Below are 14,088 nucleotides of genomic sequence, written 5' to 3'. Positions count from 1 at the left end.
AGGGCCGCCGCGTTCCTACGTTGAGGACACGACGCACAACGGTGACGTACTCAAGGGGACGGTTGTCATGACGGTAGCGATCATCACGGGGGCTTCGCGGGGGTTCGGCAGGGCGTTGGCGACGGCTCTGGCCGAGCGGGGCTGGGACCTGGTCCTGGACGCGCGCTCCGCCGGGCCGCTGGAGGACGTGGCGGAGCGGCTGCGCAAGCACGGTGGGGCGGTGACGGCCGTGCCGGGCGATGTCGCGGACGGCGGGCACCGGGTGGAGCTGATCGCCGCGGCATGGGAGCTGGGCGGGCTCGATCTGCTGGTGAACAACGCGAGCGTGCTGGGCGCCGAGCCCCTGGTGCCGCTCGGCCGTCACTCGCTGGACGACTTCAGGTCGGCGCTGGAGGTCAATGTGGTGGCGCCGCTCGGTCTGCTCCAGGAGGCGCTGCCGCTGCTGCGCGAAGCGCCGGCCGGGACGGTGATCAGCATGAGTTCGGACGCGGCCACGGAGGCGTATCCGACCTGGGGCGGCTACGGGTCGACGAAGGCGGCCCTCGACCAGCTCGTGGCCGTGCTCGCGGTGGAGGAGCCGGGCCTGCGCGTGTGGGCGGTCGATCCGGGCGGGATGCGGACGGACATGCTGGCGGCGGCCGAGCCGGACGAGGATCTGAGCGAGGTGCCGCGCCCCGAGGACGTGGTCCCCGCCTTCCTGAGCCTCCTTGACCGGCGCCCCGCGAGCGGGCGCTACTCGGCCCCGTCCCTCCTGGAGGCGTGATGGCGCTCGCGCTGCGGGTGCCCGAGGAGCTGTCGGCGCGGGTCCCGGCCGAGCAGCGGGGGCCCGGCCGGGACAGATCGTCCGTACGCCTTCTGGTGTCGCGCGGCACCGATGCCGCCCATCACCGCTTCCCCGAGCTGCCGTCCGTGCTGCGGGCCGGGGATCTGCTCGTCGTCAATACGTCTCCTACGTTGGCGGCCGCCGTGGACGGGACGGTGGGGCACGCGCGTGTAGTCGTGCATTTCTCGACGCGCGGCGACGACGGGCGCTGGGCGGTCGAGCTGCGGGACCCGGACGACCGGGGCACGACGCTGCCGCGCGCCGGAGGGCCCCCGGGGTCCGTGGTCGCGCTCCCCGGCGACGTACGCCTCACCTATGAGGAGCCGCTGGCGGCCGGGAGCGAGCGGCTGTGGTGGGTGCGGGCGACCGGGGACGTGCTCGCGCTGCTCGGCCGGCGCGGGCGGCCCATCCGCTACTCCTACACGGAGCGGGATCAGCCGCTGGCCGCCTACCAGACGGTGTTCGCGCTGCCGTACGTCGCGGGGGCGGGCAGCGCGGAGATGCCGAGTGCCGCGCGGCCCTTCACGGAGTCGATCGTGTCGCGGCTCGTGAGCCGGGGGGTGCAGTTCGCGCCGATCACGCTGCATACGGGGGTGGCGTCCGCCGAGTCGCACGAGCCTCCTTATGCGGAGCGTTTCGAGGTGCCCGAGGCGTCGGCCCGCCTGATCAACGCCGCGAGGGCCGCGGGGCAGCACGTCATCGCCGTCGGGACCACTGCCGTGCGGGCCGTCGAGTCCGCCGTCGACGGCGACGGGGCCGTACGGGCGGCGCGTGGCTGGACGGATCTCGTCGTGACGCCCGAGCGCGGGGTGCGGGTGGTGGACGGGCTGCTGACGGGGCTGCACGAGCCGGAGGCCTCCCACCTTCTGATGCTGGAGGCGGTGGCGGGGCGGGCCGCTGTGGACCGTGCGTATGAGGAGGCGCTGAGGGGGCGCTACCTCTGGCACGAGTTCGGCGACGTGCACCTCATCCTGCCGGAGGAGAGGCCTCACGCTGTGCGTTGCAGTGGCAACCACGAGTGAGTTCGGGAGGGGGCGCGTGTGACGCCGCGCATAGGGCCCACGTCACGTACGAAGGTCCGTAGTGGATGAGTAAGGGACTTTGGTCCGTTGCTGCACTGGGGCAGGAAGTCGGACATTGACTTCTTGCCCCTTTTTGCGCCTCCCCGGCCCACTACCCGGGTTCGTAGGTCACACCTTTGCCTCGGCATTTTGCGGCCGCTAAGAATGTCCATCGTTGTTCGGCGCCGCGGGGTCCTACCCGCGGCGTTCGTGTCCCAAACACGACCGTCCGGTCCCCCGGCCCGCGAGCGACTTCCGTTCTTAGAGAGGTCCCCATCTCATGTCCAAGCACGCCAACGCCGGCCATAGTCAGCTGACCCGCACCCACAAGTTCTCGCTCGCCGGTGTCGCCGCTCTCGGCGCCGCCGCCCTCGCGGTGACGCTGGTTCCGGGTCAGGACACCCAGGCCCAGGCGAAGGACGAGACGGTCGCCGCCGCCCCGGTCGCGTTCACTACCGACGCCGGTGCGAAGCAGATCAAGGACGTCCACGCCAGCGTCACCGACCAGCAGGCCGCCGCCAGCGAGAAGGCCAAGCAGGCCGAGGCGAAGGCGAAGGCCCGCAAGGAGGCCGAGGCGAAGAAGAAGGCCGAGGCCGAGAAGAAGGCCCAGGCCGAGGCCAAGGCGAAGGCCGAGGCGCAGGCGAAGAAGGAGCGCGAGGCCAAGCAGGCCGCCGCGCGTGCCGCCGCCCGCAAGCCGGTCTACGCCAACAACCTGGACGGCTGGATCAAGGAATCCCTCGCCATCATGAAGGACAAGGGCATTCCGGGTTCGTACGACGGCCTGCACCGCAACATCATGCGTGAGTCGGGCGGCAACCCGAACGCGGTCAACGGCACGGACGTCAACGCCCAGAACGGCACGCCCTCCAAGGGCCTGCTGCAGGTCATCCAGCCGACCTTCGACACGTACCACGTCGACGGCACCGCCAACAGCCTGACCGACCCGGTCGCCAACCTCGTGGCCGCGGCCAACTACGCGGCCGACAAGTACGGCTCCATCGACAACGTGGACAGCGCGTACTGATTCCTGTAGTCGGGACCTCCAGGTCCGGCACACGCTGAACCCCCACGGCACGAAGGGCGGCACCCACAGGGTGCCGCCCTTCGTGTGTCCCTACGGACTCTCCTACTTGCGCATGACCTCGGGCTCGTGCCGGCGCAGCAGGCGCGCGACGGCGAAGCCGCAGACGACGGCGAGCACGATCAGGACCGTGAGGTTGATGCCCCACTGGGTGACCGAGTGCTCCCACAGCGGGTCGAGGTCGTTCGGGTTCTGCGGGTCCCACGGTGGCATCAGCTTGCTGAGGTCCAGAGTGGCGCCCGCGGCGCCCACCGCCCAGCGGGACGGCATCAGCCAGGCGAACTGCTCGAGGCCCACGGTGCCGTAGATCTGGAAGAGCACACCGGTGAACACGACCTGGACGATCGCGAACATGACCAGCAGCGGCATCGTCTTCTCGGACGTCTTCACCAGCGCGGAGATCACCAGGCCGAACATCATCGACGCGAAGCCGAGCGCGATGATCGAGATGCACAGCTCGGCGGCCGGCGGCAGCACGAGGCCTTCCTTCGGCAGCTCGCGCGGGATGAAGCCGATGGCGCAGATGATGACGCCCTGGAACGCCGTGATCACGCCGAGGACGATGACCTTGGACATCAGGTACGCGGAGCGGGACAGGCCGGTGGCCCGTTCTCGCTCATAGATGACCCGCTCCTTGATCAGCTCGCGGACCGAGTTGGCCGCCGCGGAGAAGCACATGCCGACCGCGATGATCAGCATGATCGTGCCGGCGTCCCCGTTGAACTTGGCCGGTGGCTTGGGCGGGCCCAGGCCGAAGTCGGCCGGGATGACCACCGAGACGAGGCCGAGGACCGCGGGCAGGATCACCATCAGGCCGAGGAAGCCCCGGTCGGAGGCGATCACCGACACATAGCGGCGGATCAGCGTGAACAGCTGGGAGCCCCAGGGCTGCGTCTTGGGCGGTTTGATCGCGGAGGGCGGCGCCACCGGATCCGACTGCGCGGCGACGGCGTCGATGTCGGCCGCGTACATCTGGTAGTGCTGCGAGCCCTTCCAGCGGCCCGCCCAGTCGTAGTCGCGGTAGTTCTCGAACGCCGAGAACACGTCGGCCCACGTCTTGTAGCCGAAGAAGTTGAGCGCCTCCTCCGGCGGGCCGAAGTAGGCGACGGCGCCGCCAGGACCCATCACAAGGAGCTTGTCGCAGAGCGCCAGCTCGGCCACCGAGTGGGTGACCACGAGGACCGTGCGCCCGTCGTCGGAGAGACCGCGAAGCAGCTGCATGACGTCGCGGTCCATGCCCGGGTCGAGGCCGGAGGTCGGCTCGTCCAGGAAGATCAGCGACGGCTTGGTCAGCAGCTCCAGGGCCACCGACACGCGCTTGCGCTGGCCACCGGAGAGGGAGGTGACCTTCTTCTCCTTGTGGATGTCCAGCTTGAGCTCGCGCAGCACCTCGTCGATGCGCTGCTGGCGCTCCTGCTCGCTGGTGTCCGCGGGGAAGCGCAGCTTGGCGGCGTACTTGAGCGCCTTCTTGACGGTCAGCTCCTTGTGCAGGATGTCGTCCTGCGGGACCAGACCGATGCGCTGGCGCAGCTCGGCGAACTGCTTGTAGAGGTTCCGGTTGTCGTAGAGGACGTCGCCCTCGTTGGCCGGACGGTAGCCCGTGAGCGCCTTCAGGAGCGTCGACTTGCCGGAGCCCGACGGGCCGATGACGGCGATCAGCGACTTCTCCGGGACGCCGAACGAGACGTCCTTGAGGATCTGCTTGCCGCCTTCGACGGTGACCGTCAGATGGCGCGCGGAGAAGGAGACGTCACCGGTGTCGACGAACTCCTCGAGCCTGTCGCCGACCAGGCGGAACGTGGAGTGGCCCACGCCCACGATGTCGTTCGGCCCAAGGAGGGTCGTGCCGCCCTTGGGGATCGGCTGGCCGTTGACGTACGTGCCGTTGTGCGAGCCGAGGTCGTGGATCTCGAAGCGGCCGTCGGGCGACGCGTGGAACTCGGCGTGCAGGCGCGAGACCTGGAGGTCCGAGACCACCAGCTCGTTCTCCAGGGAGCGGCCGATGCGCATGACGCGGCCGAGCGACAGCTGGTGGAACGTGGTGGGGCTGCGGTCGCCGTACACGGGCGGGGCCCCCGCGACCCCGCCGGCGCCCTGCTGCTGCGGCACCCACTGCGCCTGCGGCGGCTGTTGCTGCCGTGGCGCCTCGCGCTGCTGGGGCGCCTGTTGGGACGCCTGTTGGGACCAGCTCGGCTGCTGCTGGTACTGCTGTGGTGACGGCTGCTGCGCGAGGCCCGCGGCCTGCTGCTGCGCCTGGTGCGGCGTGGCAACGGCGGCGGCGCGGGCGCTGCCCTGCGCGTTCAGGCACGGGCCGTCGGTGGAGTTGCCCAGGTGCACGGACGAACCGGGGCCGATCTCCATCTGGTGGATCCGCTGCCCCTGCACGAAGGTGCCGTTGGTCGAGCCGTGGTCCTCGATGACCCAACTGCGGCCGCCCCAGCTGATCGTGGCGTGACGCCAGGACACCCGGGCGTCGTCGAGCACGATGTCACCCTGCGGATCACGTCCGAGGGTGTACGGCCTGGACGCGTCGAGCGTCCAGGTCCTGCCATTCAATTCCAGTACGAGATCAGGCACTCCATGCCCCACTGAGTTGTCCCCCGAGTTTTTCCCCCGACATGGGGAGTCTAGGGATGTCGAACATCGTGAGGAACTATTTCAGGAAGCCCTCCGTGACCGAAAGGCGGGCCTTGCGCGAAGCCCGTTCGTACCTCCCGCACACCCCTTGGCTCCCGCCCCGTTGACGGTACGGATGCGGCCCCGGAGAGTGGTAAGAGCCCACAACTCCCCACGGATCATGAGCAACTGGGATCTCAGGGGGCGAGGCGGGGCGGATCGGGGGGTCCTTGATGGCCTTGGCGGACAGCGGCCAAGATGCGAAGCGGCGCGCGCGCCTGCCCGTCGGCGATGTCCTGCTGTCCGCCGTGGCCGCGGTGAGCTGGGCGTTCATCGCGATGGCCGGAGTCGCGGCGCTCGGCCTGCACTTGCTGGAGGCGGATACGGCCGCTTCGCTCGGGCCGATGACGGCCGCCGTGGTGGCGCTCGCGGCGGGCGGCCGTGTGACGCCTTCCGGGGACGTCTCGGCCTTCGGAATCGAGGGCGCGCAGGCGGACGCCGCGATCGACATCGCGCCGCTCGGTGTGGGTCTGGTGGGCGCGCTCGCAATCAGCTGGTTCTTTCTACGCTCCCTGCGCGCGGCCGGAGTTGAGGTGGCGCCCGGCGAACTCCTCGCGCGCGCGGGCACCGTGGTGGCGCTCTTCGTGGCGATGATGGGCGGCCTCGCCTGGGCCGGTCACGACGTCATCACGATCGACGGCTCGCAGCTGGGGCTCGACAAGATTCCGGGCGGCGGGGACAAACTTCCGGGGGGCATAGCGGACAAGCTGCCGGGCGGGATCGGTGACGCGCTGCCCGACCGGATCGGCGACCTGGTCGACGCGAAGGCCTCCGTCGGGTTCACCGTGGAGACGGTCCCTTCGTTGCTCGGCGCCGCGGCGTTCGTCGTGGGTGTTCTGGTGATCGCCCTGCTCGCGTCGCGGCGCACTCCGCTGCCGCGCGTGCTCGCCCCGCTGAACCGGACGGTCCGCCCGGCCGCTTCGGCGCTCGTGGCGGTGCTGCTGATGGCGGTCGTCGCGGGCCTGGCAGCGGCGGCGTACGCGGCGATCGGCGACGACCATCCGAAGCGGATCGCGGGCGCCGCGCTGCTCGGGGCGCCCAACGGGGTGTGGCTCGGCATCCCCCTCGGCCTCTTCGTGCCCTGGGACGGCAAGGCCACGGGTGAGCTCGCGAAGCTGCTGCCGGATCCGCTGGACGAGCTGCTCAGGGTGTCGTCCGACGAGCCGATGACGCTGGGGCGGCTCGCGGAACTCGACGGCAGGGTGTGGCTGTTGGGCGTCGCGGCGGCCGTGATGATGCTGCTCGCCGGGGTGCTGACGGCCGTGCGCTCACCCGTGACGAAGGGCGTCCTGGGGTTCGCGGGGCGGTGCGCGTTGCGACTGGGGGGCGTGACGGCGCTCGCGCTGCCGCTCCTTGTGTGGCTCACCGGGGTGTCGGCGGGGGCCTCGCTCTCGGTCCTCGGCTTCGACGCGTTCGGGGCGGGGATCGAACTGCACGGGCAGATCGGGATGGCGGTGCTGCTCGGGGCGGCGTGGGGGGCGGGGGCGGGGGCGCTGGGCGCGGTGCTGGCGTATGTGACCGGGGCGGCGCGGGCGGCTCCGCCGGGGGACGGGACAGTGGGGGCGGCGGGGCCGTATCGGCCCAGTAGCCCGTATCGGCCCGCCAACCCCGATACGAATCCGTATCTGCGGCCGTACGACCCGTGACGGGGGCCGTGGAGCGGTCGCGGGGCCTCTGCCCCGGACCCCGCGGGCTCTCGTCCACAAGCGGGGTTTGAAGGGCAGGGGCCTACATAGTGGGCGTGATTGCGGGGGCCGTACACAGGACCGATAACGTAGGCGCCATCATGAGCGCTTCGCAGCCCCAGCCCACCGCTGATGCCCCTCCCGTGGACGTTCCGGCGGATGTCCCCACTCTCCTGGTCAAGATCTTCGGCAAGGACCGGCCCGGCATCACCGCCGGGCTCTTCGACACCCTCGCCGCCTACTCAGTGGATGTCGTCGACATCGAGCAGGTCGTCACGCGCGGCCGCATCGTCCTGTGTGCCCTGGTGACCCAGCCGCCGGCCGGGCTCGAGGGGGATCTCCGGTCGACCGTCCACAGCTGGGCCGAGTCGATGAAGATGCAGGCGGAGATCATCTCCGGCATCGGCGACAACCGTCCGCGCGGCACCGGACGCTCCCACGTCACCGTCCTCGGTCACCCGCTCACCGCCGAGTCGGCCGCGTCGATAGCGGCCGCCATCACCGGCACCGGTGGCAACATCGACCGTATCTTCCGGCTCGCGAAGTACCCCGTGACGGCAGTCGAGTTCGCGGTGTCCGGCACCCCGACCGAGCAGCTGCGCACGGCCCTCGCCACCGAGGCGGCGAAGCTGGGCGTGGACGTGGCGGTCGTCTCGGCCGGGCTGCACCGGCGCGCGCAGCGGCTCGTCGTGATGGACGTCGACTCGACGCTCATCCAGGACGAGGTGATCGAGCTGTTCGCGGCGCACGCGGGCTGCGAGGACAAGGTCGCCGAGGTGACGGCGGCGGCGATGCGCGGCGAACTCGACTTCGAGCAGTCGCTGCACGCGCGCGTGGCGCTGCTCGCGGGCCTCGACGCCTCGGTCGTGGAGAAGGTGCGCAGCGAGGTCCGGCTGACATCGGGCGCGCGCACCCTGATCCGTACGCTCAAGCGCCTCGGTTACCAAGTGGGCGTCGTGTCCGGCGGATTCACGCAGGTCACGGACGATCTGAAGGAGCGCCTCGGGCTCGACTTCGCCCAGGCGAACACCCTGGAGATCGTCGACGGGAAGCTGACCGGCAGGGTCACGGGCGAGATCGTGGACCGCGCGGGCAAGGCGCGCCTGCTGCGGCGGTTCGCCACCGAGGCCGGGGTGCCGCTCGAGCAGACCGTGGCGATCGGTGACGGCGCGAACGACCTGGACATGCTGAACGCGGCCGGGCTCGGCGTCGCCTTCAACGCCAAGCCGGTCGTGCGCGAGGCCGCGCACACCGCGGTGAACGTACCGTTCCTCGACACGGTGCTGTACCTGCTGGGCGTCACGCGCGAAGAGGTCGAGGCCGCGGACGCGCAGGGCGCTTAGAGCGCTTAGGACGTCGTGCGTGGGGCCCGATACCGGTCGTCGGTACCGGGCCCCACGTCGTACGTATGAAGGACGGGCGGTGGCGGTTACTCGCTCGGCGCCCAGTAGTCGACGAGCGTGGCGGTGCCGGGCTCCAGGCTCTTCCACGGTCCGGTGAACGTGAGCACGGAGAACGCGGCGGTCGGGAAGCCACGTCGGTCCAGCCGCTGCCGGGCGTCTTCGTCGGCGTCCGCGGCGAGGATCTCGGAGAGGGCCTGCACACCGGGGTTGTGGCCGATCAGTACGGCATTGTGCACGTCGTCGGGGGTCTCGTTCAGCACGGCGATCAGTTCGCCGGGCGATGCTTCGTAGATCCGCTCCTCGTACACGGTCTTCGGTCGCTCCGGCATCTCCTGCACGGCGAGCTTCCAGGTCTCACGGGTACGCGTGGCGGTCGAGCACAGGGCCAGGTCGAAGGAGATGCCTGCGTCGGCCAGCTTGCGGCCGGCGACGGGGGCGTCCCTGCGCCCCCGCTCGGCGAGCGGCCGCTCATGATCGGAGACCTGCGGCCAGTCCGCCTTGGCATGCCGGAAAAGGACAATCCTGCGGGGTTCTGCGACGCTCATGTGTCCCAGCTTCGCATGAAACCCTCGGCCGGGCGCAGGGAGTTGACGGGGTCACCCGGCACGAGTGAACGGCCCTGTATGGGCCCTGGGGCCTGTCGTTTGGATCAGGCCCTAGCGGAGCACCAGGTCCTTCGCGCGGCCCAGGATGTCGACCAGGCTCGGTTCACCCGCGACGGCCTGGGCGTCGGCCGGGTTGAGGATCAGCAGGAGCAGTGCCACGAAGGCCACGGCCGGGAGCACGATCGCCCACCACGGCAGCCGGACGTCGACGCGACCCGTGGCTGCCACGTCGGGCCGGGTGTGTGTGGGGGCTGACATCGACATGGCTGCTGCCTCCGGGGGCCGTGTTCCGTGGGTGGCGCTTCGTCCGGTGCGCCGACTCTCTCGGCGACACTTCGAAGCTACGGAACCGGGGGCCTCGGGCCCATCCGGTGATCCACCCACTTCACCCTGACACTGGCCCCCTAGGGGATGGTGGAGTTAACCCCACCCTGCCCCCGCGGCCCCGCCCTACGGTGCGGCGATGGACGCGATGATGCCGACGACGACGGTGACGGCCAGCATCGCGCCGAGCACGAGGAGCAGCTTCTTCTGGCCGTTCTGGGGATTCGGCTCGAGCACAGGCGACATGCGCCAAGTGTCGCACCTGTCCCCGTCCCTCAGGACGCCGGGGCGGCCTTGGTCGTGTCGCCCGCCTCGTCCTCGACGGTGCGGTTGCGGCCCGCGAACACGCCCACCACGATCTGCGGCACCATCAGTGCGGCCATGAACGCGATCGGGACGCCCCAGCCGCCGCTGTGCTGGTTGAGGACGCCGACGAGCAGCGGCCCGGGGATCGAGATCAGGTAGCCGGTGGACTGCGCGAAGGCGGACAGCTTGGCGACACCCACGCCCGTGCGGGCACGCATCCCGACCATGGTGAGCGCCAGCGGGAAGGCGCAGTTGGAGATGCCGAGCAGCACCGCCCACGCCCAGGCGCCGGAGGCCGGGGCGAAGTACAGGCCCGCGTAACCGGCGAGACCGCACAGGCCGAGGGCGATCACCATCGGCCCCTGGCTGGGCAGCCGGGCGGCCATCCGCGGGATGACGAAGCCGAGCGGGATGCCCATCGCCATGGTGACGGCGAGCAGTATGCCCGCGGTGGACGCGGAGACCCCCGAGTCGCGGAAGATCTGCGCCATCCAACCCATCGTGATGTACGCGGCCGTGGCCTGGAGCCCGAAGAAGACGGCGAGCGCCCAGGCGGTACGGCTGCGGGCGATGCGCAGACCGCTTCCTTCGGAGGCCGCGGCGGACTCGGCGGCGGGTGAGGCGGCGGCCGCCAGGGTGGACGTGTCCTTCTTGCCCACGAGCGGCAACCAGGCCAGCGCCGCCGCGACGGCGAGCACCGCCCACACCGCGAGCCCGGCCTTCCAGTTCCCGCCGAGCGCCGAGGTCACCGGCACCGTCGCGGCGGCCGCGGTGGAGGTGCCGAGCGCGAGGGCCATCGAGTACAGGCCGGTCATGGTGCCGACCTTGTCGGGGAACCAGCGCTTGACGATGACCGGCATCAGCACGTTGCTGACGGCGATGCCCATCAGGCCGAGCGCGCTGGCCACGAGGAAGCCGGCGGTGCCGCCGGTGAACGGGCGGACGACGAGGCCCGCGGCGATGGCGAACATGCCGGCGCAGACGACGGCGCTCGGGCCGAAGCGCCTGGCGAGCCGGGGCGCCATCACGCCGAAGATCGCGAAGCAGAGCGGCGGCACGGAGGTGAGCAGGCCGGCGACGCTGCCGCTCATCCCGAGCCCGTCGCGGACCTCTTCGAGGAGGGCGCCGAGGCTGGTGATGGCGGGCCGCAGGTTCACCGCGGCGAGCACGATGCCGACCACGACCAGCCGGACCACCCACGCGCGCGGGGCGGGCTTCTCGGCCTGCACGGGGGTCTCGGGGGCGGCGCTCGGTGGTGCCATCGTCGGGGTTTCCTCACTAGCCATGAGACCCATCTTAGAATCATGGGATGATTGGTTGTCCAATCGGTTCGCTACCGTACGACCTCCGCCTGCACGAAGGAATGTCATGCCGCTGACCTCGCCCCAGCGCTCGGCCCTGTCCGAGCAGGTCATCTCCGCCCTGCGCGCCCAGATCTCCTCGGGCGAGTGGCCGGTGGGCTCCCGCATCCCGACGGAGCCCGAGCTCGTGGAACAGCTGGGTGTGGCCAGGAACACGGTGCGGGAGGCGGTGCGCGCCCTCGCGCACAACGGCCTGCTTGACATCCGGCAGGGCTCGGGCACGTACGTCGTGGCGACGAGTGAGCTGGCGGGCGTCATGCAGCGGCGGTTCGCGGAGGCCGCCCCGCAGGACATCGCCGAGCTGCGCGCCACGCTGGAGTCGAGCGCGGCGAAGTTCGCTGCGGAGCGGCGCACCGAGCGCGACCTGAAGCAGCTCGACGCGCTGCTCGTGCGGCGCGAGGAGGCCTGGTCGTCCGGGGACACGGAGGCGTTCGTGTCGGCGGACGCGACGTTCCACCTGGCCGTGGTGGCCGCGTCCCACAACGACGTACTGACGGCGATGTACGCGGACCTCGGCGAGGTCATGCGGGACTGGCTGCGCGAGGACGTCGGCGAGCGGCTCACCGCGGAGAACCACATGGACCACACGACGCTCGTCGACGCGATCCGGGTGGGCGATGCCGAGGCCGCCGCCAAGGAGGCCGCGCGCTATCCGTTCGACTGCCGCCCCGGCCGGCTCACCGCGCCGGCTTCCGGTGACTGACCCACGCGGTCCGCACGTTCTTCCAGCACCGCCCGTCCAGCCGCAGGGTCTCGGCCGGGAACACCGCCTTCGGGCGTGAATCGGTGTCGATGTCCCACCACTCGTCGCACTCGATGTGCAGGGCGACTCGGTCGATCGTGGGATACGGGTTGTGACAGGTCGCGCTCACGAGATCCCGGTCGATGTCGATCCGGCAGTCCGCGCCGAAATGCTCCCGCTTCTTCTCGGCCACGCGCGCGTGGCCGCCCTTTTCGGCCGTCGCCCCCTGCGCCTGCGCGCACGCGGCGACGTACGGCAGCGAGAGCAACAGGACGACGGCGGCGGTGAAACGGGGGTGCAGACGCACGTAGGGACCTCCTCGCACCAGCGTGCGCGGAGGTCCCTACGGCCCGCCCGGCCGGTGGGCCGAACGAGTGAGCTAGGTGTCAGGCCCCGATGGCGTGCAGACCGCCGTCGACGTGCACGATCTCGCCCGTCGTCTTCGGGAACCAGTCCGAGAGCAGCGCGACGATGCCCTTGCCCGCCGGCTCCGGGTCCTCGAGCTTCCACTCCAGCGGGGAGCGGTTGTCCCACACCGACGCCAGCTCGCTGAAGCCGGGGATCGACTTCGCGGCCATGGAGCCGATCGGGCCCGCCGAGATCAGGTTGCAGCGGATGTTCTGCTCGCCCAGGTAACGCGCCATGTAGCGGTTCGTCGCCTCGAGAGCGGCCTTGGCCGGGCCCATCCAGTCGTACTGCGGCCACGCGAACTGCGCGTCGAAGGTGAGGCCGACGACGGAGCCGCCTTCGTTCATCAGCGGCAGCAGCGCCATCGTCAGCGACTTCAGGGAGAAGGCGGAGACGTGCATGGCGGTGGACACGGACTCGAACGGCGTGTTCAGGAAGTTGCCGCCGAGCGCGTCCTGCGGCGCGAAGCCGATGGAGTGCACGATGCCGTCGAGGCGGCCGCCGAGCTGCTCGCGGACCTGGCCCTCCAGGCGGGCGAGGTGCTCGTCGTTCGAGACGTCGAGCTCCAGGACCTTGACCTTGTCGGGCTCCGGCAGCTTCTTGGCGATGCGCTCGGTGAGCGTCGGCCGCGGCCAGGCGGTGAGGATGATCTCCGCACCCTGCTCCTGGGCCAGCTTCGCGGTGTGGAAGGCGATGGAGGACTCCATCAGCACACCGGTGATGAGGATCTTCTTGCCCTCGAGGATTCCAGCCATGGTGTCAGTGACCCATTCCCAGTCCGCCGTCAACCGGGATGACGGCTCCAGTGATGTACGCGGCGTCGTCGGAGGTCAGGAACTTCACCACTCCGGCGATCTCCTCGACCTGCGCGTACCGGCCGAGCGGCACCTGCGACACGATGCCCTTGCGCTGCTCGTCGGTGAGCGCCTGGGTCATGTCGGTGTCGACAAAACCGGGGGCGACGACGTTGAAGGTGATGTTGCGCGACCCGAGCTCACGGGCGAGGGAGCGCGCGAAGCCGACCAGACCCGCCTTCGAAGCGGCGTAGTTCGCCTGCCCCGCCGAGCCGAGCAGGCCGACCACGGAGGAGATCAGCACGACGCGGCCCTTCTTGGCGCGCAGCATGCCGCGGTTGGCACGCTTCACGACCCGGAAGGTGCCGGTGAGGTTGGTGTCGAGGACGGACGTGAAGTCCTCCTCGGACATGCGCATGAGGAGCTGATCCTTGGTGACGCCCGCGTTGGCGACGAGGACCTCGACGTTGCCGTGCTTCTCCTCGATCTCCTTGTAGGCGGCGTCCACCTGCTGGGAGTCCGTGATGTCGCAGCGGACGCCGAGAGCGCCGGCGTCGACGAGCTCCTTGGGGGGCTCTCCGGAGCGGTAGGTGAAGGCCACCTTGTCGCCCTGCTCCAGGTAGGCGCGGGCGATGGCGAGGCCGATGCCCCGGTTTCCCCCGGTGACGAGAACCGAGCGGCTCAACGGATCACCCTTTCGTTTCGGCGGTCAGGTACGCCTTGAACCTATCCGGCCCCGGCACCGGGTGCCGAATCCGGGGGCGACAGGGCGAGGGGGTGCTGTCTGTGGGGTTCCCACAGACAGCACGTGTCGTGGTT

General features: G+C 70.5%; 14 protein-coding genes. 6 read left to right on the top strand and 8 right to left on the bottom strand.

Going from position 1 to position 14,088, the window contains the following annotated elements; all coding sequences use genetic code 11:
• The first annotated feature begins 67 nt into the window (after positions 1-67).
• The 3 genes from OG746_RS32310 to OG746_RS32300 all read left to right on the top strand — a co-directional run bounded on the left by OG746_RS32310 (position 68) and on the right by OG746_RS32300 (position 2,908).
• Positions 68-763 (top strand): SDR family NAD(P)-dependent oxidoreductase, encoded by a 696-nt coding sequence (locus tag OG746_RS32310; RefSeq protein WP_266721142.1) that lies wholly within the window; start codon positions 68-70, stop codon positions 761-763.
• A complete protein-coding gene (locus tag OG746_RS32305) occupies positions 763-1,845 on the top strand; it encodes an S-adenosylmethionine:tRNA ribosyltransferase-isomerase (protein ID WP_266721141.1) in 1,083 nt (360 codons plus the stop codon). The genes OG746_RS32310 and OG746_RS32305 overlap by 1 nt, the downstream gene beginning before the upstream one ends.
• Before the next feature lie 319 nt (positions 1,846-2,164).
• Entirely contained in the window at positions 2,165-2,908 is a 744-nt protein-coding gene (locus OG746_RS32300) for a transglycosylase SLT domain-containing protein (protein WP_266721140.1), read from the top strand.
• A gap of 102 nt (positions 2,909-3,010) precedes the next feature.
• Here OG746_RS32300 and OG746_RS32295 read toward each other — a convergent pair whose 3' ends face one another.
• Positions 3,011-5,542, bottom strand: a complete 2,532-nt coding sequence (locus tag OG746_RS32295; protein ID WP_524540506.1) for an ABC transporter ATP-binding protein/permease — start codon at positions 5,540-5,542, stop codon at positions 3,011-3,013.
• Positions 5,543-5,814: 272 nt separating this feature from the next.
• Here OG746_RS32295 and OG746_RS32290 point away from each other — a divergent pair, with 272 nt between their 5' ends.
• The gene (locus OG746_RS32290) at positions 5,815-7,287 is read left to right on the top strand and encodes a streptophobe family protein (protein WP_266721138.1); all 1,473 of its coding nucleotides are present in this window, start codon (positions 5,815-5,817) and stop codon (positions 7,285-7,287) included.
• Between the two features lie 140 nt (positions 7,288-7,427).
• A complete protein-coding gene (gene serB / locus OG746_RS32285; RefSeq protein ID WP_266721136.1) occupies positions 7,428-8,669 on the top strand; it encodes a phosphoserine phosphatase SerB in 1,242 nt (413 codons plus the stop codon).
• Positions 8,670-8,755: 86 nt separating this feature from the next.
• On the opposite strand, the gene OG746_RS32280 is transcribed toward serB, so the two are convergent.
• The 4 genes from OG746_RS32280 to OG746_RS32265 all read right to left on the bottom strand — a co-directional run bounded on the left by OG746_RS32280 (position 8,756) and on the right by OG746_RS32265 (position 11,250).
• Positions 8,756-9,274 carry a SixA phosphatase family protein gene (locus OG746_RS32280; RefSeq protein ID WP_266721134.1) on the bottom strand — a complete coding sequence of 173 codons (519 nt, stop codon included), beginning with the start codon at positions 9,272-9,274 and terminating at the stop codon, positions 8,756-8,758.
• Positions 9,275-9,385: 111 nt separating this feature from the next.
• The gene (locus OG746_RS32275) at positions 9,386-9,592 is read right to left on the bottom strand and encodes a hypothetical protein (RefSeq protein WP_266721132.1); all 207 of its coding nucleotides are present in this window, start codon (positions 9,590-9,592) and stop codon (positions 9,386-9,388) included.
• A 192-nt stretch (positions 9,593-9,784) separates the two neighbouring features.
• Entirely contained in the window at positions 9,785-9,895 is a 111-nt protein-coding gene (locus tag OG746_RS32270; protein WP_266725572.1) for an SGM_5486 family transporter-associated protein, read from the bottom strand.
• A 38-nt stretch (positions 9,896-9,933) separates the two neighbouring features.
• Positions 9,934-11,250, bottom strand: coding sequence for a CynX/NimT family MFS transporter (locus OG746_RS32265; RefSeq protein WP_266721130.1), 1,317 nt, complete (start codon positions 11,248-11,250; stop codon positions 9,934-9,936).
• An 82-nt stretch (positions 11,251-11,332) separates the two neighbouring features.
• On the opposite strand from OG746_RS32265, the gene OG746_RS32260 reads away from it, so the two are divergent.
• Positions 11,333-12,028: a FadR/GntR family transcriptional regulator gene (locus OG746_RS32260; RefSeq protein WP_266721128.1), complete on the top strand. Its 696-nt coding sequence runs from the start codon at positions 11,333-11,335 to the stop codon at positions 12,026-12,028.
• Here the strand turns inward: OG746_RS32260 and OG746_RS32255 are convergent.
• From OG746_RS32255 to fabG, 3 genes are all read right to left on the bottom strand, one after another.
• Positions 12,003-12,374 (bottom strand): hypothetical protein, encoded by a 372-nt coding sequence (locus OG746_RS32255; RefSeq protein ID WP_266721126.1) that lies wholly within the window; start codon positions 12,372-12,374, stop codon positions 12,003-12,005. The genes OG746_RS32260 and OG746_RS32255 overlap by 26 nt on opposite strands.
• A gap of 79 nt (positions 12,375-12,453) precedes the next feature.
• Positions 12,454-13,230 carry an enoyl-ACP reductase FabI gene (fabI, locus tag OG746_RS32250; RefSeq protein WP_266721124.1) on the bottom strand — a complete coding sequence of 259 codons (777 nt, stop codon included), beginning with the start codon at positions 13,228-13,230 and terminating at the stop codon, positions 12,454-12,456.
• 4 nt (positions 13,231-13,234) lie between these two features.
• The gene (gene fabG / locus OG746_RS32245) at positions 13,235-13,954 is read right to left on the bottom strand and encodes a 3-oxoacyl-[acyl-carrier-protein] reductase (protein WP_266721122.1); all 720 of its coding nucleotides are present in this window, start codon (positions 13,952-13,954) and stop codon (positions 13,235-13,237) included.
• Positions 13,955-14,088: the final 134 nt, after the last annotated feature.

The organism is Streptomyces sp. NBC_01016, from assembly GCF_026341035.1.
Lineage (GTDB): Bacteria > Actinomycetota > Actinomycetes > Streptomycetales > Streptomycetaceae > Streptomyces.
This window is presented reverse-complemented; position numbering and strand designations above follow the sequence as displayed.